The following is a 24,368-nucleotide window of genomic DNA, read 5'->3' as shown; positions in this document are numbered from 1 at the left end:
TACAGCAGTGATGCCCGGTCAATAGTACTGTTATATCGAACGTGTACTCATGTGGGTTAAACTTCCCCTACTCGGCGTGATGGCGTCGCAGGCACTGTTTCGGTCCCGAAGCAGCGAAAGCAAGTGTCGTATCAGAGTAGTTAGATACCGAATATTGGAACTGGTATATTTTGCCCAAGCGAACTCCAGTCTATCACGAGCGCGCTGCCTTTTTGGATTTAATTAAACACGGCGACGGCGACTGTGTTTGAAACGCCAATCGGTACAGAACTACCGTACGGAGCCGTACCAGTACTTCACGGAACTGGACCCGCTTGCACAACAGACGGTACTGATCGGCACATCGACAGTCAGGTAGCAAACCAAGAGCGGTGAGGACAAAGCCCAATTTAGTATAGCAATTACCAGTTTATCGGCGCCATTCACCGAACGCGTCGGCCTTTTACGAGTACGCCGAGTAGGGGGACCTAATGGTCCAGAACGTGGCTTCAGTGATGGCGGAGCTGGAACCCGAGGACTTCCATCTGCTCTCTGGCGTCGAACAGGGGATGCGGTTCTCGGAGTACGTCGCCCGCGAGAAGTTGACCGAGTTCTCCCGGCTGACGACAGAAGATGTCGACTACCGGCTTGACCGGTGTGCGGACCGGGGACTGGTCGAGCGAAAAACCATCCAGTACGAAGGGTTCAAACTCACTTTTGAAGGGTACGATACGCTTGCGCTGCATACCTTTGTTGAGCGAGACACAATTGAAGGAGTGGGATCGCCGCTGGGCGTCGGTAAGGAGAGCGACGTGTACGAGGCCCAGTCATACAAGCCGGTGGCGCTGAAATACCACCGCGAGGGGTACACCAATTTCCGCGAAGTGATGAAAGAACGAGAGTACACCGCCGACCGGGACCATGTCTCCTGGCTCTACACCGCCCGGAAGGCCGCCGAGCGGGAGTACGATGCCCTCGAGACGCTGTATCCGAACGTGTCGGTCCCACAGCCAATCGACACGAACCGCCATGCGATTGTCATGGAGAAAATAGATGGCGTCGAACTCTCCCGAACGAAACTCGAAACAGCACAGGTACTACCGATTCTGGATCTCGTGCTTGAGGAGATGCAGACGGCCTACCGCGAAGGGTACGTCCACGCGGACATAAGCGAGTACAACGTCTTCGTCACGAACGAGGGCGTCGTCGTCTTCGACTGGCCACAGGCAGTCCCGACCGACCACGAAAACGCCCGGGAACTGCTAACTCGCGATGTCGAGAACATCGTGAGCTACTTCGAACGAAAATATCCGCAGGAAATCAGCAACGTCGACAGGGACGCAGTCGCCGAGCGGCTGGCGACCGACGCGTTCGATTCGATTACCGAATTTACTGAGTAGCGGCGTTTTGGCCGCTAATTGCTCTCTTCTGGCGGTTCACAGACGACTCGGAGCTGGGCCGATCATCGCTTTGATAAATCTTATAATGCGATATCAAATTAGACAAGTGGCGCTGCGAATGCCGCCGAATCCGTGCACGAGAACCACCTCTCTCGGTGGAAGTCGGGCCAGTGTACCAGCTGACCAAGAAGTTACGACCGCTACTCAGCGGTGGTGAGTAGCGGTCGGACAGGAGAGACCGGGCAAATCAGTCGACTTTGACAGTGATGCCTCTCACGAAGGGCTACCACGGACCGGGATTTACAGCAATGCGCTCACCTCCCGGCGAAGGAATGCACGAAACCGCGGGGCCGTCACCCGCGGTTTCGTGCGAAACTCCACGACATCGATCAATGTCTGGACCAGAAAGTCCACCAGCAACCACAGATCGTACAGCAGGACCGCGAAGCCGAAGTGAAACAGTCGAACCGAGAAGTCCGTCGACGTCGTCCACGGCGCGAATTCCTTGATTTTACTGTAAGCCGTTTCGATCCCACCTCGGCGTCTGTACCGAGTGATCTGTTTCTTAGTCCAGCGCCGATCGAGACGAATCTCGTCGTTGAGGACGAGATTCGTCGCAAACGTCTGGACTTCGTCGTGATCCTCGTCGGGAGGAAGGCCGACGAGCGTCGTCTCAGCCCGTGTATTACTGACGTCGTGTTTGACTGGACCGTGAACAGCATGGTCGTCTTTGACCGTCACTTGCTTGTTCCCATCTACGTCCTCGTCCATGCGCGCGATGAACCGCTTGACGCGGTCATCGCGCGGGGCCGGGATCACGTACCGGATGTCTCGCCATTCGAGAGAAGTGAAGACGTCGGTGGCGTAGAATTCTGCATCGCCGTAGAGTCGGCGAACATTGATCCGGCACTCCTCGGTGACGTGATCGACGAGTCGGCGAACGACGTCGCCGACTCGATAGGATTTGTCCTCTCCAGAGTAGGCGTCGGGATCGTGGTAGTCGGCGTTCCCAACCGGAAGCATCGCGGCCGCGAAGTGAACGTTGTCCCCGACAACGTTCGCGGTCGCGAACTTATGACACCAGTCGTAGGATTTGTCGTCAGGGGCTCCTTGCACCCGGATCAGTTCCTCGCGATCCCCGTAGAAAGCGACGTAGGTCACGTCGATCGACAGCATAACTGGTGTCTCGAATTCCATCCGGGGCTTGGCCCGCGTCAAGACGCGGGCCGCGCCCTGGTTGACCATCTCGGTGATGTCCGTCGGAGAGAGGTCCTTGATCGCTTCCAGCAGCGTTTCACCGCTCGGGCCGTCCTCGTAGAATGGATCGTCCAAGTCGGGATCGGGATTGACGTAATCGCCATAGGTCTCGGCACCGCCGTTGGCGGCGGTGCCTGTGACCCCGAGACAGGCTTCGAGGGTGAGGAGTTCTTCGTCATCGTAGATGGGATCCTCGGGTCGATCGAACTCGAAGGCCGGCAACACGACCGTCTGAAGTTCGTCGAGGAGATCCCTGGTTTTCCGCCGAAGGAGGCGGTTGACAGTGCGCTTCGAGGAGCCTGTCGGCTCCCCGGAAGCGCGCTCTTCGTAGGGAGTGCCGATCGGACTGCCGCGTTCGGCAGCCAACTGCTGGATCTGGCGAGCAGTCGTCTCGATCGTCGACGTGAGTTCGGCGAATCGTCCAGTATCTGCTCTGGAGATCGTGCTTCTCGACGGGGGATCGCCGGACTCGAAACCGAGTTCGGTCGCGAGGTCGGGATCAGCGTCGAGCGTCCGATGGAGCCAGCCATCGGACGTGTCTTCGAGTTCCTGTAAGAGCAGAGCGGCGAACATCGCCTCGAACGGCTTCGAATCGTGCCAGTCAGGAACTGGATCGCGGCGTTCGTAGCGACTGAAATCGAGTTGCGTGACCAGGTCGGCCGCGACGGTCGTCTCGTCGACGACCGCCGCGGCCTGTTCTGTCAGCGGCAATGTCTCGATGGAGATCGGATCGATAGCTTGTAGACGCTCGTCAATCGATCGCCGGTCGCGACTGTCACCAGCAGCCGCAACCGGATCTGACCGGTTCTTTGTCACATCGGGGGACATCTCGTCCCCCTTCAGTCAGTCGATCGATGTCGAGATCCCGTGCACGGATTCTGTCATTCGTAGCTTCAGAGACAAACCGTGCTGGCCGGGTCGATTCGAGACAGCGGTGATGGAGGCGAGTCTTTGCCGGTAGCGAGGCTGAGTGCTGTGCGACGGCCCCACTTCGTTGGACAGCAGGTTCGAATGTTCCAGATGTACCGACGCTCCGTAGATTGGATTAGGCCATCCTAAAAACCACAGATGTTTTATATTGTTAGGTAGCCCTAAAACACATGGCAGACGACGGTACTGAGTGCGGGGCACAAACGGGGGGAGACCCACGCAAGGAACGATGGCGGGACGCTTCGTATTGTCCAGACCCATCGACACCGTCTGCGTGGTGCCAACATATACTGCGAGCGATATCCCGAGGTCCCACCGACGAGCTGTTGCTCGCCCGCCCGTGCTCTGCCGGAACCATGGGGGGCGTCTGCCTAATGGGTGGCAATGGTGGTGGGGCTGGGGGGGAGCCAAACGATGAATGAACGCCCGCAACGGTCGCGCGCTCGACTGTGGGCATGGGCCTACGCGGTGGTCTTCGAGGCCGGTAAGCGGTCGACAGGGGAGCTGACGACCGATACGCCCACAGCAAACCACGGGGACGGAACGGATTCGTCGGAGCGATGAGCACGGCACCGGAGTACCTGTTGGCGATCTATATCGCACAGCACCGGAGCGAACCGCCTGTTTCGCCGGGGGAGTTGGGAGAGATGCTCGACCGGTCTCCGGCAGCGGTGACGGAGATGTGTCAGCGACTTTCGGAAGACGGTCTCGTGTCCTACAAGCCCTACGACGGGGTGACACTGACCGAACCGGGACGCGAGAAAGCTGCGGAGTTGCACGAGACGTACGTGACCGTCTCGTGGTTCTTTCGGGGTGTGCTGGACCTCGACGACCACGAGACAGAAGCGATGGAGCTGGCCGGTCTAGTCAGTCCGATAGTTGCCAAGCGGCTGGCGGCCACACTGCCCTGTGACGCCGGGGAAAGTACACGGGGGCTCGCCGATTCAAACACGACGGCCTCCGATAGAGACACTGTTTGAGGGGCTATATCGATCAAGACCTGTTTTAGGCGGTGCGAAAAAGTAATAGAAGAAGTATAGTAAAATTTCGCATAGCCAAAATTCGGGATTTGAAGGCCTAAAATTCGGTATTTTAGGCCCTCCAAAAACACTAGATTTATGATATGATGGTGCGTAGGTAGAACTGTCATGAGCGTAGAAGGACTCGAACGACAGACGCGTAACTACTTGAGCAATAACGTCCCGCAGATCCAGCAACACGGCGGCAACTTCGAGGTCCGCGAGGTCGACGAGAGCAAAGGCACGGCTACCGTCGCTATCGGCGGCGCGTGTTCGGGATGTGGCATCGCTCCGATGACGATGAAGGCAATCGAGCAGCGACTCCCCGAGAGTGTCGACGGGCTCGAAGATGTCGAAGTCGTCCGCTCCGGCGGGCCGCGCGCCGCGGTCATGCCCTCGAAGACCGACGATATGGAGGAGATGGACGAGTACGAAGATTACAGCCCGCCGTTCTGAGCGCCCGTTCGTATTTGGAGCGCAACTGCCCGCGCTTTCCCCGATACCGACCGGGACACAGTTTTATGCACGGCAAATAGCGTTCACTGGCAAGGAGATATCGGAGAACCGGTCGGAGGCCAGACACCGACACAGTCCAACCGGCGGTGAAAGTCGCCCGTGGAGTCTGCGTCGGTTCTATTGAGTGTGTCCCCAGACCGTCGCTCTCCGGTGGTGTCACCCGACTTCGGTAGCTTGAGGGCCGGTATGGTATAAGTGTGTGGGACGGCAACACAATACATAACTCTCGAGGTCAACGTGAATGCCTTATGACGCAGATACCGATACGAGTACAGTATCGCGACGGCGCGTCCTCAAGACGGCGGGCGCGTCGGCGGTGGTGGCGTTCGCCGGCTGCAACGCCGGAAGCGACGGAGCAGAGCAGGGTGAAAGCGGGGGCGAGCAGAGCCTCGACCCAGTTCGGGAACGGGCGGAGGTTGCCGTCGACGACATCCAAGAGGGCGGGACACTCAGGTTCGGCCTCGGAGCGGGTATCGACTCTTTCGACCCGTCTTACAGCACCAGTGCGCCGGCCGGGAACGTCCACGGACTCGTCTACGAGGGCCTCATCACACAGGACGCTGCGGGGACCGTGTACCCGTGGCTCGCGCGGACGTGGGAACGGGTAGAGGTCCAAGAGGTCGAAGACGGAGCCTACGAGCCGTACATGGTGTCGGCGGAGACGGACGACGAGGGGAACCTCGTCGCCGACGACCAGATCATCATCAGGAACCCTGACGCCGGCGAGGTGCTGACCGTCAACGAAGCGCCGGACGCGGTTGAAGACGGTACCTATGGGATTCAGTACCAGGCCGAACTCCACGAGGGCGTCACCTTCCACAACGGCGAGGAAATGACCGCAGAGCACGTCGCCCGCTCGTATGAGGTGCTTGAGAACTCCGCGATTTCGGCCCAGACCTTCGACTCGTTCCTCTACGCCGAGGCTGTCGATGACTACACCGTCAACATCTACGGGCAGGAGCCCGACGCCGAGGCCGACAGCCAGCTCCCGACGACGGTGTACCCGATGGAGCACATCGAGGACTACCCCGATACCGCCGCGGACCCGCGCAACGACCTGACGCCTATCGGGACCGGTCCCTTCGAGTTCGAGTCCTACGAGGCCGAACAGCGCGCCCAGTTCAGCACGTTCGACGACTACTGGCTGGACGACCTCGGCCTCGACGCGCTGGAGTGGTGGGACGGCCCAGAGGGGTTCCCGACGAGCCCAGTCGTCGACGATGTCACGGTCTCCATCGTTACCGACGACGCGACCCGTGCGGCCGCGCTCAACAACAACGAGATAGACCTCACCTATGGCCTCACGAGCGACACCTACAGCGAGTACCGGAGTTCGGAGGAGTACCGGCTCAGCGTGACCAACGCCGGGGCGTACAATTTCCTGCAGTACCCTGTCACGGTCTCGCCGTGGGACGACCCCCGCATCCGCCGGGGCGTCAATCAGTTGATTCCACGCGCCCAGATCGCCGAGAATATCTATAACGGGTACCGGAATCCGGCCTACACGCCACTGCCAGAGTTGGCCGCTGCGGAAGGGTCGGCTGACTACGACGCGCTGGTGGAGGAACTGCGCCCGGAGACCGAACAGAACACCGAGGCCGCGACCGAACTGCTAGGGGAGGCCGTCGACGACCTCGGCGTCGAGACACCAATCGAGGCGACCATCGAGACCAACACCTCCGACGACCGGGTGCGCGAGGCCGAACTCATCGCACAGGTGATGAGCAACACGGAGTTTTTCGACATCAGCGTCGAGACTTTCGAGTTCACGACGTTCGTCCAGCGCATCCTCGGCCCGGAGTACTACCAGCAGGGCAACATCGTCCTCATCGGCCTCTCGGGGACGTTCAACCCCGGGAGCTTCTACGACGCCGTCAACTCCATCGACAACTTCGGCCAGTGCTGTAACTTCCAGCGGGTCGATACGCCCGACCTCGACGAGATCGCAACGGAAGCGCGGTTCTCGGTCGAGGCCGTCGAGGACCCCGCGTTCCGCGGGGAACAGTACGACCAGGTGTGGCGCGGACTCATCGAGTAGGCCCCGAACAGCTACACCATCTTCGGAACGAACGTCTCGTCGCTGTCAACCGACTACGTCGGGCACAACACGTACACGTTCTCGGGCGGGATTCTCCCCTACGGACTGCACGACCCGACGGACCAGCAGGTCGCGTATCTGGACCGGGAGTGAGTTAGTACGATGAGCCTCAGACGATTCATCGCGGTTCGCGTGGCTGCGACGGTGCCGATACTGTTCGGCGTCTCGGTACTTACCTTCGCGCTGGTCCACCTGACGCCGGGGGACCCCATCGACCAGATGGTTGCACTGAACCCCCAGATTTCGGCGGCTGAGGAGGCAGCGATACGGGCCAGATACGGCCTCGACGGCCCTGTCTGGCAGCAGTATCTCACATGGATAGGCAACGTTCTGCAGGGCGACCTCGGCACGGTCATCAGCGTCGACCAGCCGGTCCTGCCCTACATCATGGCCCGGCTCCCCGAAACCATCGCGCTGGGGCTGTTCGGCTGGGCCATCGCGTTGCTGATCTCCATCCCGACCGGTATCTACGCTGCGGTGAACAAGGATACGCTGGGCGACGACCTCTCGCGGGTGTTCGCCCTTTCGGGCATCTCGCTGCCGAACTTCTGGCTCGGCCTGATGCTCATCCTCGTGTTCGCGCTCTGGCTCGACCTGTGGCCGGTGCTGGCTCCGGACAGGCCGCTACTCTCGCCTGAGATGCTGTGGTATCTCGTCCTCCCGGGCATCACCATCGGGACAGCGTCGTCGGCGACGCTGATGCGCGTGATGCGGTCGTCGATGGCCGAAGAAATGAACAAGCAGTACGTCACGGCAGCGCGGGCGAAGGGGCTTCCGGAGCGGACAGTCGTGTTGAAACACGTCCTGCGGAACTCGCTCATTTCCGTGACCACTATTGCCGCGTTCCTGACCGCGAGTATCTTCGCCGGTGCCGTCGTCGTCGAGCAGGTGTTCGCCTGGCCCGGCCTGGGCCGGGCCTTCGTCGGCGCTATCGTCGGCCGCGAAGTCGACCTCATTATGGCGATTACGCTGTTTACCGGTGTGACGATCATCCTGGCAAACTTGCTCGCAGACATTGCGTACGCGCTGTTAGACCCACGAATCCGCTATGACTGACCTATGAGTACTGACCGAGGACGCATCCGGATAACGGGGTTCGACGCCGACCGCGTCGAGTCCCGCGAACCACTATCCGACTGGACAGAGCAGCGAGGCACTGAAACCGAGAGCCGCTGGGGGCGCGCCTGGCGTGAGTTCCGTGACAACCGGAGCGCGATGCTCGGGCTCTATACTGTTGCCCTGATGAGCGTGTCATAGAAAGCGCCACATGCAAAGCAGCAGGGTGCGGAAAGTGTGTCCAACACAACCGCGACCCTGCAGGACGTAGGTTCGGTTAACGACTTCTTGAATGCGGCGGCTACCGAGACAGTACCGCTGTTCGAGCATCTTGAGTTCGAGTTTCTGCTGGAGTACGACGTGTTCGCCCCCTCGGGGCGGGGGCGAACACGAGTCCATGAGCCACCAGACCTCTTTCGCGGCTTTCTACACTGCTACTACAAGGATGTATACGGCACACGTCCAGTCACACGAGAACTCCAGCACAGCCTCGTCTGGTACTACTGCGGACTCGACAAACCACCATCCAGAGACACAGTTGACCGGTTTCTTACCGATCTCGAACACGTCATCGATGATGTCTTCAAGAGACTCGTCGAGCAGGCCGCCTGCCGGGGCCTGCTCGACTCGACGTACTCCATCGACTCAACCCACATCGAAGCGGTCCAGTACAACGACGCCGCCTCGTGGAACTACGACCCAACAGCTGAGGAACACTACTACGGCTTCGGCTGTACGATCGTCTCGACCGGTCCAAAGATTCCGATAGCAGCGGAGTTCACACAGAGCAAACAAGCGGATCAAGAGACGGCGATGCGCGTCACGTGTGACGCGCTCGCCGTCGATACACCCATCTGGATGCTTGGAGACAGCGCATACGATATCCTCGATTGGCACGACCACCTGCTGGCCGCAGGGGTCGTGCCAATTGCCCCGTACAACCCGCGAAATACCGACGATCCGCTCGATATCGAGTATAGGGTCGAAGATCGTATCACCGAACACAGTGAGGAAGTTCTGCTCAAACAGTCCATCTTGGACGAGACGTACAACCACCGGATAGGAGTCGAACGAACTAACGATGCCGTCAAGGACTGCGGCCTCGGGCACGTCCGCGCCCGAGGCCGCGTCCACGCTCGAACAGAAGTGTTCGTTGCGCTCTGCCTACGACTCGTCGTTGCAATCACCAACTACGAGCGAGGAAACGAGCCGGGCTGTGAGATGCTATGAGATGGATTCTATGACACGCTCCTGATGGGAATCCTGGCTCTATTCGCCCGCCCAGTCACCATTGCTGGCGTGACAGTCCAGCCCTTCTCGCTGGCCCCCTACGACCCGAGCGCGATTCTGTACGTACAGGGCCTCGATGTGAGTGCGTACGAGGCCCCGTCGCTGGCCCATCCCTTCGGAACCGACGGCTCCGCCCGGGACGTGTTCTCCCGCGTGCTGTACGGCGGTCGGTTCAGCCTCTCGATTGGCTTTATTGTGGTGTTCATCACCGCCGCCATCGGGCTGGTGTATGGTGCCATCGCGGGCTACTACGGCGGCCGGGTTGACGAGGTGATGATGCGAACGCTGGACCTGATATTCGCGTTCCCCGGCCTCCTGCTGGCGTTGATTATCGTCGCTGTGCTCGGCAAAGGGTACTGGGAGCTAGTGCTCGCGTTCACCGCATTCGGCTGGGCCGGCTACGCCCGGCTGATACGCGGGGAGATACTGAAAGTCAAGGAAAACGAGTACGTCATGGCCGCGAAGGCGCTGGGCGCGCGTGACCGGCGCGTCATCTTCAGACACGTCGTCCCCAACGCTGTCGCACCGCTTGTCGTCCAGGCCTCTCTCTCTATCGGGACGGTCGTCATCGGTGTGGCGGCACTTGGCTTCCTCGGGCTGGGCCTTCCGCCCGGGTCAGCCGAGTGGGGGACGATGCTGGATCAGACCCGCGAGACTATCGTTCAGGGCCCTGGTGGGACGATCCCCTGGTGGGTCACTGTGTTCCCCGGCGGCGCGATCTTCCTGTTCGTGATGTCGATGAACCTCATCGGCGACGGCATCAACGATGCCCTCGACGCCCAGGAGGGCGAAGACGTGGCCCGCGGGGGCGAGGTCTGATGGCGCTGCTCGAAGTCGAGAACCTCACGGTGAACTTCTACACCGAGGAGGGCGTTGTCACCGCCGTCGACGACCTCTCGTTTCGTATCAACCGCGGCGAGAAGTTCGGCGTCGTCGGCGAGAGCGGCGCGGGCAAGAGCGTCACCGCGCTGTCGGTAATGCGACTCATCGAAGAGCCCGGCCGTATCGAGAGCGGGACGATTCGTTTTGACGGCCAGGACCTCACCGAACTGTCCGACTCCGAGGTTCGAGATGTCCGGGGCAACGACGTTGCGATGATATTTCAGGACGCACAGACCGCACTCAACCCCGTCTACACCGTCGGCGAACAGATTTCAGAGGCTATCCGGCACCACCTCGACTACGACGACACAGCCGCTCGCGAACGCACGATTCGGCTGCTCGATGATGTCGGTATCCCGGAACCCGAAGCCAGATACGACGACTACCCACACGAATTCTCCGGCGGGATGCAACAGCGGGCCATCATCGCGATGGCGCTGTCCTGTGACCCCGAACTCCTCATCGCCGACGAGCCGACGACGGCGCTTGACGTGACCATCGAGGCGAAGATTCTGGACCGCCTCAACCGGCTCGCCGACGAGTACGACACGGCGATTCAGCTCATCACCCACGACCTCGGCGTCATCGCGGAGATGTGCGACCGGGTGATGGTGATGTACGCCGGCCGCGCTGTCGAGAAAGCTTCTGTCGAAGAACTGTACTACGACCCAAAACACCCCTACACCGTCGGGCTGATGAGTGCTATCCCGCGTATCGGCGACCGGCAGGACCGCCTCAAGACGATTCCGGGGACCATGCCGGACCTCGTCGAAGTGCCATCGGGCTGTAGCTTCCACCCACGCTGTCCCTTCGCCGAGGAGGTCTGTACGCGCAAACAACCACCGCTCGTCGACCCGGAGACCGGCGACGGCGTCGGCCTGTCTGACCGCGGAGCGGCCTGTTTGGCCTACACCGGCGACCTTGACGACGAACTGGATTACGAGGTCGAGGTACAGGGTCGCGACACGCCGCCCGACAACACACAGCCCGGCTCCCGCTCCGGACGGACGGACGCAGAGCCACTCCGGACAGACTCCGATCCGGTCGGCCTCGATACCGACCTGCTAGACCGGGACGGCAACGCGGACAACGATACGGGGGGCCAGCAGGATGGCTAAGACAGCCGACAGCCCCATTCTGGAGGTCGAAAACCTCACGAAGTACTACGAGTCCGGCGGGACCATCGTCGATACCCTGCTGGGTCGGAGTCAGGAAGTGAAAGCTCTAGATGGCGTCGATCTGGAGCTCTATCCCGGCGAGACACTGGGTATCGTCGGCGAGTCCGGCTGTGGCAAGACCACGCTCGCCCAGACGCTGCTTCGGCTCATCGAACCCACAGCCGGCTCAGTTCGCTACAAAGGCGAAGACCTGACAGGTGCCTCAAATGACCGTCTGCGGGCGCTTCGAAAGGATATCCAGTATATATTTCAGGACCCGTTCGCCAGCCTCAACCCGCGGCTGACGGTGGGCGACATCGTCGGCGAGCCGCTGGATATCCACGGGATCGCGGACGGCGAGGCGCGAACCGAGCGTGTCAACGACTTGCTGGAGACCGTCGGGCTAAGCCAGCGTCACACCCACCGCTATCCCCACGAGTTCTCCGGTGGCCAGCGCCAGCGAATCGGCATCGCCCGCGCACTCGCTGTCGACCCCGAGGTCATCGTCTGTGACGAACCCGTCTCGGCGCTGGACGTGAGCGTGCAGGCCCAGATTCTGAACCTGCTTACGGACCTGCAGTCGGAGTTCGGCCTCTCCTATATCGTCATCGCCCACGACCTCAGCGTCGTTGAGCATATCGCCGACCGCGTGGGTGTCCTGTATCTCGGGGAGTTCGCCGAAGTCGGGCCGACCGAGAACGTGTTTCAGCCACCGTATCACCCCTACGCCGAGGCGCTGCTGTCCGCCATTCCGGAACCAGACCCCGGCTGGGAGGGCGACCGGATTTTCCTCTCCGGCGATGTTCCATCGCCACTGAACCCCCCGTCGGGCTGTCGGTTCCACACCCGCTGTCCGAGGGGACTGACATGGCCCAGTCGGAGTGGCGGTCACTGATGGACCTGAAACAACGGCTCCGGAAGGCCGACTCACTGGAGGCCGTCACTGCCGTCAAAGACAGTGTCGAGGACGAGGACCTGCGTCAGCTCTCTCGGTCCGCTCTCGAAACACGGGTCCGAGCCGAATTTGGCCTCCCGGACACGGTCGGCGACCGGGAGGCCGAAGGAGTGCTGGCGACGGCGCTCGACCACCTGCACGACGAGGCTTTCGAAGCCGCCCGGACGGCGATGGACGACGCCTTCGAATCCCCCTGCGAGCGAACCGACCCCGCGCTGTTCGATGTCGGTGACGACCACCAAATCGCCTGCCTGCTGTACGATGACGACCATCCGGATACGTCTACACGGGCCAGTAGTCGCTGACAGGGTACCAGTACAGTGGCTCGCTGTGTGCCCACTCGACTACGCAAACTCGACGCCGGTAATCTCGAAGCGTGCGCCGCCGTCGGCGCTCTCTGCCACGTCGACTGCCCAGCCGTGGGCCTCTGCGATGCGGTCGACAATCGCCAGCCCGAACCCGGACCCGTTGTCGGCGGTCGAATATCCAGCCTCGAACAATGTCTCGCGCTCGTCTTCCGGAACGCCGGGACCGTCGTCGGCCACGTAGAAGCCCCCTTTGATGGCACCGACAGTGATGTTCACGCTTCCATCCCCGTCGGCGGCGTCCACAGACTTCGTCTGGCTGCCCGCTGTGCCGTGGTCTACGTTTGTGTGTGCCTGTGAACGCGGCTCCCCCGACTCGTGTTTCATACCGTTGTCGGCCCCCGTCGGACTGCGCGTAGCACCATGTTCCACACTGTTCCGGAGCAGGTTCTCAAGCAGTTGCAACAGGCGCGGCCGGTCGGCGGTAATCGTTACCTCCCGTTTGTCAGTGTCGGTGAAGGCGAGCGTCCCGTCTTCTGCGTCCTGAGACACCATCTCCCAGGCATCCGCGACCGCGTCATGGAGCGAGACCGGTGCTGTCTCCTGGATGTCCTGTCCCTGGCGAGCCAGGAGCAACACGTCATCGATGATGCGTTCCATCCGGTCGAGTGCAGTTTCGATGCCCTCCAGATGGCTCTCATCACCGGTTGTCCGGGCGAGTTGCAGCCGCCCCTGTGCGACGCTCAGCGGACTGCGAAGGTCGTGGCTAACGACGCTGGCGAACTCCGCAAGCCGGTCGCGCTCACGCTGTAGCTCCTGCTCTTGCTTTCGGATGTCGGTAATGTTGCTTGCGACGCCGAACACGGCAACCGGGGTATCCGGGTCAGACCGCTCACCCGTGTCGTATATTGGAACCTTCGTCGAGAGGAACTGGAGCGTCTCGCCGTCGATGATGAGTTGCTCCTCGGTCTCTATCGGTTGCCCGGTTTGCAGGACAGCACGGTCGTTTGCCCACGTCGTTTCAGCTGTCTCTTCGGGGAACAGCTCGAAGTCCGTACGGCCGACGATTTCCTCGTCAGCGAGCCCGGTAAGCTCCCGATAGCCGTGGTTGACGAAGAGGTACTGCCCTTCGTCGTCTTTCATAAACATCGGAGTCGTGGTGTTTTCCAGAATTGCCTCGAGCCGGCGCTCTATTACCCGCAGGTCGCGCTCACGTTCCTTGTGCTCGGTGATGTCGTGGTGGACGCCGACCATCAGTGTACTGTCGTCGTCTTCGATGGGTTGGCCCCGAACAGAGCCCCACTGTACGTTGTCGTCAGCGTCGATCATCCGGAACTCCCCGTCGTAGACGCTGTCTGTCTCGACTGCCCGCTCTATTTGTTCGCGGACTTCAGTGCGGTCCTCGGGGTGAATCAGTTCGAACACGGCCGACAGCGTCCCGCCGAACTCGCCGGGCTCGAAGCCCAAGAGTCGTTCGAGCGTATCGCTTAACACGACCTCGTCCGTCTCGTAGTCCCACTCCAAGACACCCGTTTCGCTGGCCTCCAGCGCCAATTGGAGTCGGCGCTCGGTTTCCTGTAAGTCGCGTTTCCGGTCTCGCTTGTCGGTGATATCCGTTAGGGTACAGACCACGCTTTCAACAGCCCCGTCGTCGTCGAACAGCGGTGCGCCGTTCACCGAGAGTACCTTCTCGGTACCGTCCGGCCAATGGATCGTGTGCCGGGCATCGGATAGGGGCTGGCCGGTTTCGAGCACCTGCCGAAACGGAAGCTCCGCGTCCGGTATCGGGTGACCGTCGAGATCACGTATTTCCCATTCCGGGTCATTGTACAGCCGGTCTTTCAATTCCGATTGTGACAGGCCGAGGACATCGATAGCGCGCTGGTTGGCGAAGACAAACTGGCCGTCGCGGTCAAGTTGCACAACACACGACGGCACAGTCTTGAGGATCTGTTCGAGACGGTGCCGCCGCCGCTCGGCCTCAGTCGCTGACTGTCTCGCTTCCACCGCGTTCTGGACCCGATTCGCCAGCAATGTGTACTGGTCTGTCCCGGCCTCCTTCTGCAGATAGTCGGTGACACCGGCCGAGATGGCGTCACTCGCGACCTCCTCGCTTCCCTTTCCGGTGAACAGGATGAGCGGGAGTTCAGGGTACTCCTCGCGGACGGCTTCGAGGAACTCGATGCCGCTGCGCCCGGGCATATCGTAATCCGACACGATACAGTCAAACGTCGACGATTCGAGCCGTTCCAGCGCGTTTTCCGCGTTTGACGCTGTTTCAACGCGGAGTCGGTCGTTCTCTTTTTCAAGGAACGCGGCGGCCGTCTCCGCGAAGTCCGGCTCGTCGTCGACGTGCAACAGCCGAATCGAGTCGCGTGTTGATGTCATCGGGAGCGGTAGCTTGCTGACATATCAGAGGGCCGGCCACTTAGCGTGTTTGGCTGTGTGTTACATGCATGGTCGGCATCCACGGGCAGGTGTGAGCGTTTTCTGCAATTTCCAGCGATGTGCCTGCGTCGGGGTATCGCTTTGGCCGAACCCGACGGGCCAGCCGAACTGGCCCGACGAACACTTTTGCGCATGCCAACCGATATGCTGACAATGCGTCGCATCTACGACTCGGGGGCGCTCCACCGTGACGACGAGGAGCCACAGGCACCCACTGAGCGCGGGGCGCAGCCACAGGCCGCACGCAGTATCGACGGCCAGACCTGGAGCGATCTGCTGATACCGACGTGGCTCCGCTATCGTGCGGTATCGGTCGATATCGAGGTCCCGCAGACGTCGTATCCGGCGGGAACCGAGGTGCCGTTCGTCGTGACGATGCAGAACGCGCTTCCGGTGCCGATAACGCTACCGACGGACTCGCCGCGGCCGTGGACGTGGTACGTTGATGGAGTGCCCGAGGCATCCCACGTCGATAGCGTGCCCAGTGAGGACGGCAGCCTCCGATTTGACCGCGGCGAACGAAAGCAGTTCAGGCGACGGTGGGACCGGATGTTCCGGGTCAGCGACGACGAATGGGAGCCTGCATCAGCCGGGGAGTATACCATCAGCGCCGGACTGAGTGTGGCCAACGCCGGCGAGCGTGGCCTGTACAGCGAGACGACGGTCAGTATCAGCGAACGGTAGCTCCGCAAACAAGGTTCGAGTGAGCGGGGTCAGGACCCGCTTGGGGTGGGGACTGGGGTCGGGGTCGGCTCCGGCGGTGTTTCGGCCGGAGTGGAAGCACTGTCACCAGTCCCGAATCCAGCACTTGGGGTCGCGCCACCGCCCGGGTCGGGTGCTTCGCCGTCGAGCAAGAACGAAAGCAGGTTCCCGATGAACACCTCGTTGTCGGCGTCGTATAGCTCGGAACTACTGATGAACGTCGAGTCAGTGACAAACACCATGTTGTCGTTGCGGACGACTGTCGCGTACGTTCCGGTACGCCGCGTCTCCAGCGTCCGGGTACCCTCGACAGCGGTGAACTTCGTCTCGGCGTCGCCGTTCACCACCGCGTAGCCGGCGGTGTCGAACGTAATCGTCTCGACACCGTCGGTCAGGTCACCATCGTCGCTCGGTGAGGCGTAGATGGCTTTGAAGTTGTTGTCGTTGGCGGCATCGTCGACATTGTACAGCTGTTCGGACCCCATCCGAACGCCGTAGCGCTCGGTGGCGTTGTTGGCCCCGAACGATACCGTCGTGGTCGACTGGGTGAAGCCGGTCGAAAGGCGGGTCTGTGTCGGTTCGGCGAGGACGACAACACGGCCGCCATCGTCGGTGTACTCCTGTAATGCTTCGCGTTCCGCTTCGGAGTAACTGCCGAGCGGCTGGACGATGAGTATGCCGTCGTACTGGCCCAGCGAATCGGCGAACGAGGCGGTGCCGGACGTGCCGTACTCGACAGTATGGCCCGCCTCGAACACTGCCTCAGTGATTGGTTCGAGTTCGGATTCGGACACCTGGTTGCCGTGGCTCGTATCGACGAGTATTCGCTTGTCACTTCCCTCAGAGTCGACCGAGATCGTCCCTTCTTCGGGGTCGACAGGGGCATTGACAGCGTCGGGCTGGTACTGTGACGGCGATTGACCGTCGATGGACTGGCCATCTGGCGGCCCCGATGAGCCCGGGTTAACGACTGCGAGAAGGAACGTGCCGCCCAGTATCACCACGAGGACGACGATAAACACGGCAAGTGGCTTAACGATACGACCCTCAGTCATTGCGGATCACCGTTGCATTGTTGTCTTCGGCGGGGATTCCCCAGACGGCGTAGTACTTCACCGGTTCCCGGAACGTCGTCTCACTGTTGTCGGGATGAACGAGATAGGTCACGTTATTCGCGCCCTGTACGGTTTCAGCGCCGGCAGGGACGATGATGACGTTGAATTCGGCACCGCCAGTGCCCTGATACACAACGTCGTACTGGTCGCCCTCGATGTCGTCTGAGAGTGCAGCGGCCCGCTCGATGGCCAGTCCGGTATCGCCGATCCGGTCGGCAAAGCCGTTCTCGGTCGCCTGTGCGCCGAGATACGTGCCTCCGTTGGCGACTTCCTCACGGGAGACCGTCAGTTGCTCGCCCCGATGGCGCATGACTGTCCCGACGAAGGACCGCTGGAGCACCTCGATATCCTCGCGGAGGCTGTCTTTGCTTATTTGGGCCTTGTCCGGCCCCGAGCGGACGAACGTCTCGCCCTGCTGTTCGACCTGCTCGATGAGACTCAGCGGGGCCTGGACGATGACGCCGATGCTGCCGACGTTCGAACTCGGCTTGACGACGATCTCGTCGGCCGGTGTGATGCCATAGTACCCACCCGAAGCGGCCGTCCCCTCGACGTAGGCGACAACGGGCATCTCACTGGCGGTCCGGTTCACGGCGAGGTAGAACTCCTCGCTTGAGTCGACCGGGCCGCCGGGGCTGTCGACCCGGAGGACGACCGCCTCGATTGATTCGTTCGTTCGCGCTTCGCGGAGGTCCTGTTTGACGGCGTTGACGTTCGCGTCGGTTGTGCCGCCCCGAAGGGTGATGACGGCGACGCTCGGGTCGTCGTCACCACCGCTTGGCACGCCGTTCCAGATGACCGGCGCGAATATCGCGGCGATGACGATGGCGAGCGTGACCGCGATCACGTACGACGCCGTCATCGCCGAGAACAGTTGATCTCTCCTAGACATCTATACATCCCGTTCGGACTGAGAGAGTAATAAACCCCGGTCGGCGTGCCCTGTCGCAGTCCGGCAGCCAGATTGGCTGTGACAGCAGCGACGAACGGTTATTGGTATCCGGAGCGTGCAACCGGGTATGGAGACCCGAGCACTGGGCGACACTGGACAGGAGAGCACGATGCTGACGTTCGGTTCGATCGCACTCAACTGGCTCGAACAGGAGGGCGCGAACCAGTTGGTCGAACTCGTGTTGGACCACGGCGTCAACCACTTCGACGTAGCACCGACCTACGGTGACGCAGAGCTGAAATTGGGGCCGAAGCTCCGGCAGTACCGCGAGGACATCTTCCTGGGCTGTAAGACCCAAGAGCGAGAGTACGAGGGGGCCGCCCGGAAAATCGACCGGTCGCTGAACCGCCTCGGCATCGACACTATCGACCTCTACCAGATCCACGGCCTGGAATACGAAGACGAACTGGACACGATCACCGCTGACGGCGGCGCACTCGATGCGATACGCGAGGCAAAGGCGGCAGGGAAGGTAGACCACATCGGGCTGACGAGCCACGGCAACCCCGGGCTCATCCTCGACGCCATCGACCGCATCGACGACCTTGAGACGGTGATGTTCCCGCTGAACCCCGTCGTCGCCGGCAAGGACGGTGACGAGTACGACTACGAGGCCGTGCTGGACCGCTGTGAGGCGGAGGGTATTGGCACGCTGGGCATCAAGGCGTTCGCGAAGGGGTCGTGGCCACCGACCGACGAACTGGCCGAGGCCGACCGCCCGTACGCGAACTGGTACGAGCCGGTCGACACACCAGAGGACATCCGCGAGCGGTTCGACTTCGCCGCCGCCCGAGGTCTCGATACCGTCGTCAGCCCCGGCGACCCGAAGCTCGTGAAGATGGTGCTCGATGCCGCCAGTCGCTCGGCGGGGATGGACGAGGCGCGCCAGCGCGCACTCATCGAGGAAGCGCGCCACGATGACAGTCCGGTGCCCGAGCAACTGCACCACTGATACTGTCGGCTATAAGCCATTGAAAACTGTCACCACCAGAGGGTGGTGAATATCTGCATAAAGTTACAGCTAACAGTATGAGCGTGAACGGGGACGTTCCGGAGACGGTGACAGCGGCACTCGCTGACCAGCGGGTCGAGGGACGGGTCTGTCTTGAGGCCGGAGCCGGCGTCGGGAACACGACGGCAGGACTGCTGGCCGCGGGCGCAAAACGCGTGTATGCGGTGACGAACGACGCAGACCACGCCGCGACGGTCCGGGACCGCATCGGCGACCGAAACGCCGACCGGCTGGCCGTGATCGAGGCTGACCTCCGGGCGACGCCGCTTGCGACCGACAGCGTCGACCTCGTCGCCGCCCACGGACTGTGTAACGTCCTGCCACCGGCCGAACTGGCCCCTATCGCGGCCGAACTGACGCGGGTCGCAAAACCCGACGGTTGCCTCGTCGTCGACGACTACGCGGTGCCGCCCGCCGACGCGGCTGTCAACCGACTGTTCGCGCTGGAAAACGCCGCCGCGCAGGTAGTCGACGGCCGGCCGGCGCTGACGTTCTACCCGCCCGCCGTGCTGGCTGCCGTCTTCGCCGCCAACGGCTGGAGTGTCGAACGACGGAAGACGCTGCTGAACCCGGTCCCCTGGACCGAGGCTCATCTAGATGCCCACGCAGAGGTGGTGCGGGAGTACGCCGCGGCGCTTCCGGATTCGCTCGGGGAGCCACTGATTGCGATGGCTGAAGATCTGGTCGCAGCTATCGGCTCCGAGCGAACCGGGACGATGTACAGTCTCGCGTTCCGGCGAGCAGATGGGTGAGCCGTGTTGGTCTCTCGTGAGGCGAGTCTGAACAGTGTATGCACCGATACAAACAGTCACGAATTTCTCAGCAGCCGAACGGCTAAGGACGCCCCGGCCCACGTGCCGGTATGTCACTCGATAGATTGGCAGCGTTCGACGCCGAACCGGAAGCAGGCGAAGTCATCGACGGAGAACTGGCAGTGACCGACGACGTGCTGGTAAAGGCGTTCGCGCTGGGGCCGGACGCGACAATCGACCCGCACGAGCACGACGGCGCGACGAACGTGTTCCACGTCGTCCGCGGCGAGGTGACGGTCCAGCAGGACGACACCCAGGAAGCAATCGCCGCGCCGGGCATCGTCCTGAACGAGCGCGGGCAGGCCCATGGCGCGCACAACCACACCGACGAGGTAGCTGTTTTGACTGCGAGCCTCTGTCCGCTGCCGGGACAGTAGAGAGTAACAGAGCGGGAGATACGACGGTTCAGGCGCTCGCGCCGGATTCAGTGCCGCTGGCCGCGTCGACGGCGCTGTCGTCGAGTTCCGACTCGGCTTCAAGCAGTTCGCGGTAGCGCTCGCGGATGGTCACGGTGCTGATGTCAGTAGCCTCACTGACGGTCTCCTGGGTCATCTCCTCGCCGAGTAGGAGGCCGGCGGCGTAGATGGCCGCAGCGGCGAGGCCGACGGGGCTCTTGCCGCTGTGGACGTTCGCTTCCTTCCCCGCTTCGATGAGGGCGCGGGCCTGGCGTTCGAGGGCGTCGTCTGCGTCGAGTTTGGAGACGAACTTGCTGAGGTAGGTTGCAGGGTCCGGCGGGCCGACCTGCAGGGAGAGTTCGCGGTTGAGATAGCGATAGGCCCGAGTGAACTCCATCTCGTCGACGCGGCTGACGACGGCCATGTCGTCAAGCGTCTGCGGAAGGTTCGCCTGCCTGACGGCAGCGTACAGCGCGGCGGTCGCCATCCCTTCGATGGAGCGACCGGGTAGCATCCCTTCATCGAGCGCGCGGCGGTAGATGACGCTGGCCGTCTCACGGGCGCTCTCGGGGACACCGAGGGCGCTCCCCATCCGGTCAATCTCGCCAAGCGCCTGCTTGAGGTTGCGCTCGGCGTGGTCGCGGGTGCGGAACCGCTCGTCCCAGGTCCGCAGGCGCTGCATCTTCTCGCGCTGGCGCGTCGACAGGGAGTTGCCGTAGGCGTCCTTGTCCTGCCAGCCGATGTTCGTCGAGAGGCCCTTGTCGTGTTTCATCTCGGTCGTCGGCGCGCCGACCCGGCGCTTGTTGTCGCGCTCCTGACTGTCGAAAGCGCGCCACTCCGGCCCGTGGTCGATCTCGTCCTCGTCGACGACGAGACCACACGACTCGCAGACGGTCTCGCCACGACTGTCGTCGGTGACGAGGCTTCCGCCACAGTCCGGGCAGGCGTGGCCAGTGCTCGCCTCGGACTCGGCCTGTTCGTCCGCACTTTCATCGCGTTCGTCGGGGGAATAGATGCTGCGTGTCGTCATAGATGTCCTCTGCGAGCGCGTGGGACGCCCGCGGTCGTACCTAATTATAGGGGTGCATCCCCCATGACGCCTCGTTTGGCATATGCCGAAGTTCGGAGAAGTAATATCTATGTGTCACGCTCGGCGCACCACGACGTACAACTCTCACTCCCGCTTTTACCCCGTTCTGAACTGCGACGCGGCAGTATACAGGTAGTGCAGTGCAGTTCGGTTCTGGTGCCAGACGCGATACTGTCGACTACACGCCCGAGCGACCGATACGGAGGCGTCCACCCTCGGCGACATCTTCGTCGGCCTGAACTGGCCCCATCGACCGCGTGACGAACGACCGGACGATCCACGCCTCCGCACGCTGGAGGCGGTACTGGAGCGTCGACCGTGACACGTCGAGCGTCTCTGCGAGGTCAGTGAGCGAGGTGTCCCGGGGCGTCCGGTAGTAGCCGTGTTCGACGGCAGCCTCGACAGCGGCCTGTTGTTCCGGCGGCAGCTCCGCCAGCGTCACGGCCTCGTCGACCCAGTACGAGGGGGAACTGAGCTGCCGGAATTCGACGGTGAGTCCCTCCCGGAGCTCGGATTTCATCTCCTCGAACAGGCCGTCGACGCCGGCGTCGCTACAGAGGAGGAGCCGCCACTCACACCGGCTGCCACGGCGCTCGGTCTCGACGAGGACGCCGCGGCCGACGTGGTCGATGGCTAACCGCGGAATCGAGTGACAGTCGCCGGCTTCCGACCGGTAGCTGTACACCGTCCGAGCGCCGGGGTCCGAGCCGATGACCTCGTACGTCCAGTCCGTCTTGCAGTTACGGGTTCCGATGCACTCGGTACACCGGACCGGGTCGTCGTACACGTCATCCAGTTGTTCAAGCGCAGTCTCCGGGCCGGCGACGCGCTCGAGCCGCCACATCCCGTCTCGTGTGACGTTGCACGCTATCGTCCGGGAATGGGTCTCCGGATAGTCGATGAACACGTCCATAACGGGGTCGACGTTCCGCTCGTAGTCGATAGTGAAGATGAACTCTCGCATGTACATCCCGTTGCGTGTCGAGTGGCTTATACGCACTGTCTCGTTCGGCGTATGCCAAACCAGCCGTCATTATCGAAGCACGCTTTCGAGGGAGTATGTCGTGTCCTGTCTCTCCATCTACTGGCGACTCGTCCAGCGGAGCGGTCACTGGCGACACACCGGACGACTCGCCGTCGCGCATTCGCGGATATGAACTACCGACGCACAACTGGCGACACACCGTCGTCTACGGGGCGGTGTTCTGGGCAATCGTGGCCGCTGCGTGGCTCGCCGTCCCGACCGGTCACCCGTTCCAGCTGGGGGTCACGCTGTCCGGACTGTTTGCGGCCCCGCTGTTGCCGGTCGCACTCTGGTGTGATTACCGCCAAGCGAGAGAGTTTGGCACCTGTGACCCCGGTGTTCAGGCGTACCTCTCGAACCTCATTCGGGATATCAAGACGGCAGGGACCGGCCAGAGCGCTCTCGGCGACCAGCGCCGGCATCCGTTCTAGGCTAAGGCTGAGTTAGCAGGAAAACCACCAGATGTTACCGGGATGAGAAACCGGTGGAAAGTGAATGAAACTACCACCGGATGAGGTAATCGAAGAGCGGTTGGTGAATACTTTTCCAAACAGCCGGCTGCGCGAGCTGGCTCGCGCAACCGGACTGGTGCAGCGCGACGGCGGGAAGTTGGAAGCTGACGCTCTGTTCTGGGCGCTTGCGCTCGGATTTCTCTCAGCCGGGCACAGAACAATCGAAGCGTTCCGCCAAACCTACATCGATACCTTTGGTGGCACGATCAGGTACTCATCCTTCTACGAGTGGTTCACGCCTGAACTGTGTACATTCCTTCGAGAGGTCCTCAAGGAGGCCCTTGAGGACCTCGATCACGAGAGCGACCGTCTCCAAGGACGGTTTGAGGAGTTCCGTGAAGTCTTCATCGTGGATATGACAGTCATTACGCTGTTCCAGGAGCTGTTTGATGAGTTCCCTGGCTTTGGTGACGACCACGCTGGAGCGAAGCTCCACGTGGTCGAATCAACCAGTACAGGCCTCCCTACCGAGTTTTCTATCACAGACGCTCGCACGCACGAGTCAACGCAGTTGTCGACTGGACCATGGCTGGAGAACGCACTGCTGCTGTACGATCAGGCGTACTTCGAGTACCGGACGATGGACTTGATCGACACTAACGGCGGCTGGTTCCTGACGCGGTTGAAGCCAAACGCACAACCGAAGATCGTCGACGAACTCAGGGAATGGCGTGGCAACGCCATTTCTCTGGAGGGAGAAAAAGTTCAGGATATTCTGGACGATCTGCATCGTGACGTGATTGATGCCAAGAGCGAGGTCGAGTTCAAGCGACGCGTCTACAACGGCACGCGCAGCCGTGCCGTTGAGACGTTTCGCGTCGTTGGTGTCTGGAACGAGGACCAACAGCAGTACCACCTCTACATCACGAATCTTCCAGCTGACGACTACGCTGCCTCAGATATCGCAAAGCTCTACCAAGCTAGATGGGAAGTAGAGCTTCTCTTCCGTGAACTCAAGACTACATACGCCCTTGACAAGATGGATACAACCAAACCAGAGGTCGTTGAAGCGCTCATTCTGATCAGCCTCATTTCACTCATTGTGAGCCGGACACTTCGAGAACTGTTCATCGAGATTCTCGAAGACAACTGCAGTGACGACGACATTGAGCCGTCGTCACTGCTGCCACGAGAGCGCTGGGCAAAGGCTGTGAGCCGCCGGAATGATCGGATACTCCGCCGAGTCGCTCGGCGACTCGGCTATGAGACGCCAAGTCTCGTCAAATCGCTGATGAACGACGGATTGAACCCGAACGCTCACCGTACCTTATTGCTTGAGGAGGTACAGTACAACTCGTTTGACGCCAAGCTCGCGTAATCCAGCGAGAACGCTGGATTCGCGTCGCTGGTTAGCTGCGCTACTCGGTCCAGATGGGCAATTCAGTGCTTCTTCCTCCTGAGAGAAGTTCAGGCTGTCACACACGAGCAGATCGAATCTTCAGCGCCAGTTATTCACCGTAGA

20 protein-coding genes and 2 pseudogenes are annotated in these 24,368 nt (G+C 61.5%); 16 read left to right on the top strand and 6 right to left on the bottom strand.

The annotated features are described in order from the left end of the window. Positions 1-470: 470 nt before the first annotated feature. Entirely contained in the window at positions 471-1,379 is a 909-nt protein-coding gene (locus tag BDK61_RS05235) for a serine/threonine-protein kinase RIO2 (protein ID WP_121302492.1), read from the top strand. A gap of 300 nt (positions 1,380-1,679) precedes the next feature. Here the strand turns inward: BDK61_RS05235 and BDK61_RS05230 are convergent, their stop codons facing one another. Further along, on the bottom strand, positions 1,680-3,452 hold the full coding sequence (locus BDK61_RS05230) for a transposase (protein ID WP_244209698.1): 1,773 nt from the start codon (positions 3,450-3,452) through the stop codon (positions 1,680-1,682). A gap of 674 nt (positions 3,453-4,126) precedes the next feature. Here BDK61_RS05230 and BDK61_RS05225 point away from each other — a divergent pair. From BDK61_RS05225 to BDK61_RS05185, 9 genes and pseudogenes are all read left to right on the top strand, one after another. Continuing rightward, positions 4,127-4,546: a metal-dependent transcriptional regulator gene (locus BDK61_RS05225; RefSeq protein ID WP_004958315.1), complete on the top strand. Its 420-nt coding sequence runs from the start codon at positions 4,127-4,129 to the stop codon at positions 4,544-4,546. 168 nt (positions 4,547-4,714) lie between these two features. Next, a complete protein-coding gene (locus BDK61_RS05220; protein WP_004958317.1) occupies positions 4,715-5,041 on the top strand; it encodes a NifU family protein in 327 nt (108 codons plus the stop codon). A gap of 301 nt (positions 5,042-5,342) precedes the next feature. Next, on the top strand, positions 5,343-7,139 hold the full coding sequence (locus tag BDK61_RS05215; RefSeq protein ID WP_244209696.1) for an ABC transporter substrate-binding protein: 1,797 nt from the start codon (positions 5,343-5,345) through the stop codon (positions 7,137-7,139). Positions 7,140-7,301: 162 nt separating this feature from the next. Next, on the top strand, positions 7,302-8,255 hold the full coding sequence (locus tag BDK61_RS05210) for an ABC transporter permease (RefSeq protein ID WP_121302490.1): 954 nt from the start codon (positions 7,302-7,304) through the stop codon (positions 8,253-8,255). Between the two features lie 3 nt (positions 8,256-8,258). After that, positions 8,259-8,450 (top strand): annotated as a pseudogene (locus BDK61_RS05205) (ABC transporter permease); the annotation flags it as partial. Positions 8,451-8,492: 42 nt separating this feature from the next. After that, positions 8,493-9,485, top strand: coding sequence for a transposase (locus BDK61_RS05200; protein ID WP_121302489.1), 993 nt, complete (start codon positions 8,493-8,495; stop codon positions 9,483-9,485). Between the two features lie 24 nt (positions 9,486-9,509). Next, entirely contained in the window at positions 9,510-10,364 is an 855-nt protein-coding gene (locus tag BDK61_RS05195; RefSeq protein ID WP_244209694.1) for an ABC transporter permease, read from the top strand. Further along, complete coding sequence (locus tag BDK61_RS05190; RefSeq protein ID WP_121302488.1) at positions 10,364-11,545, top strand: ABC transporter ATP-binding protein; 1,182 nt, start codon at positions 10,364-10,366, stop codon at positions 11,543-11,545. The genes BDK61_RS05195 and BDK61_RS05190 overlap by 1 nt, the downstream gene beginning before the upstream one ends. Then, positions 11,538-12,844: pseudogene (locus tag BDK61_RS05185) on the top strand (ABC transporter ATP-binding protein). The gene BDK61_RS05190 and the pseudogene BDK61_RS05185 overlap by 8 nt, the downstream one beginning before the upstream one ends. A 39-nt stretch (positions 12,845-12,883) precedes the next feature. On the opposite strand, the gene BDK61_RS05180 reads toward BDK61_RS05185, so the two are convergent. Further along, positions 12,884-15,232, bottom strand: coding sequence for a PAS domain S-box protein (locus tag BDK61_RS05180; RefSeq protein WP_121302487.1), 2,349 nt, complete (start codon positions 15,230-15,232; stop codon positions 12,884-12,886). Between the two features lie 213 nt (positions 15,233-15,445). Between BDK61_RS05180 and BDK61_RS05175 the strand changes: the two genes are divergently transcribed. Next, the gene (locus tag BDK61_RS05175; RefSeq protein ID WP_167467357.1) at positions 15,446-15,976 is read left to right on the top strand and encodes a hypothetical protein; all 531 of its coding nucleotides are present in this window, start codon (positions 15,446-15,448) and stop codon (positions 15,974-15,976) included. 29 nt (positions 15,977-16,005) lie between these two features. Here the strand turns inward: BDK61_RS05175 and BDK61_RS05170 are convergent, their stop codons facing one another. Together BDK61_RS05170 and BDK61_RS05165 are read right to left on the bottom strand one after the other, a co-directional pair. Next, on the bottom strand, positions 16,006-17,049 hold the full coding sequence (locus BDK61_RS05170) for a DUF4350 domain-containing protein (RefSeq protein ID WP_121302485.1): 1,044 nt from the start codon (positions 17,047-17,049) through the stop codon (positions 16,006-16,008). Further along, positions 17,042-18,001: a S49 family peptidase gene (locus BDK61_RS05165; RefSeq protein WP_208644661.1), complete on the bottom strand. Its 960-nt coding sequence runs from the start codon at positions 17,999-18,001 to the stop codon at positions 17,042-17,044. The genes BDK61_RS05170 and BDK61_RS05165 overlap by 8 nt, the downstream gene beginning before the upstream one ends. A gap of 127 nt (positions 18,002-18,128) precedes the next feature. Here BDK61_RS05165 and BDK61_RS05160 point away from each other — a divergent pair, with 127 nt between their 5' ends. From BDK61_RS05160 to BDK61_RS05150, 3 genes are all read left to right on the top strand, one after another. Further along, positions 18,129-19,013: an aldo/keto reductase gene (locus tag BDK61_RS05160; RefSeq protein WP_121302483.1), complete on the top strand. Its 885-nt coding sequence runs from the start codon at positions 18,129-18,131 to the stop codon at positions 19,011-19,013. Positions 19,014-19,090: 77 nt separating this feature from the next. Then, complete coding sequence (locus tag BDK61_RS05155) at positions 19,091-19,825, top strand: class I SAM-dependent methyltransferase (protein WP_121302482.1); 735 nt, start codon at positions 19,091-19,093, stop codon at positions 19,823-19,825. Positions 19,826-19,935: 110 nt separating this feature from the next. Beyond that, entirely contained in the window at positions 19,936-20,262 is a 327-nt protein-coding gene (locus tag BDK61_RS05150) for a cupin domain-containing protein (protein WP_121302481.1), read from the top strand. 28 nt (positions 20,263-20,290) lie between these two features. Here BDK61_RS05150 and BDK61_RS05145 read toward each other — a convergent pair whose 3' ends face one another. Together BDK61_RS05145 and BDK61_RS05140 are read right to left on the bottom strand one after the other, a co-directional pair. Further along, positions 20,291-21,310, bottom strand: a complete 1,020-nt coding sequence (locus BDK61_RS05145) for a transcription initiation factor IIB (RefSeq protein WP_004958347.1) — start codon at positions 21,308-21,310, stop codon at positions 20,291-20,293. A gap of 238 nt (positions 21,311-21,548) precedes the next feature. Next, positions 21,549-22,334 (bottom strand): helix-turn-helix domain-containing protein, encoded by a 786-nt coding sequence (locus tag BDK61_RS05140; RefSeq protein ID WP_121303898.1) that lies wholly within the window; start codon positions 22,332-22,334, stop codon positions 21,549-21,551. Between the two features lie 95 nt (positions 22,335-22,429). On the opposite strand from BDK61_RS05140, the gene BDK61_RS05135 reads away from it, so the two are divergent. Together BDK61_RS05135 and BDK61_RS05130 are read left to right on the top strand one after the other, a co-directional pair. Continuing rightward, positions 22,430-22,825: a hypothetical protein gene (locus BDK61_RS05135; RefSeq protein WP_121302480.1), complete on the top strand. Its 396-nt coding sequence runs from the start codon at positions 22,430-22,432 to the stop codon at positions 22,823-22,825. Between the two features lie 64 nt (positions 22,826-22,889). Continuing rightward, positions 22,890-24,224 (top strand): IS4 family transposase, encoded by a 1,335-nt coding sequence (locus BDK61_RS05130; RefSeq protein WP_244209691.1) that lies wholly within the window; start codon positions 22,890-22,892, stop codon positions 24,222-24,224. The last annotated feature ends 144 nt before the right edge of the window (positions 24,225-24,368 follow it).

The sequence above is a fragment of the Haloarcula quadrata genome (assembly GCF_003634715.1).
GTDB lineage: Archaea > Halobacteriota > Halobacteria > Halobacteriales > Haloarculaceae > Haloarcula > Haloarcula marismortui.
This window is presented reverse-complemented; position numbering and strand designations above follow the sequence as displayed.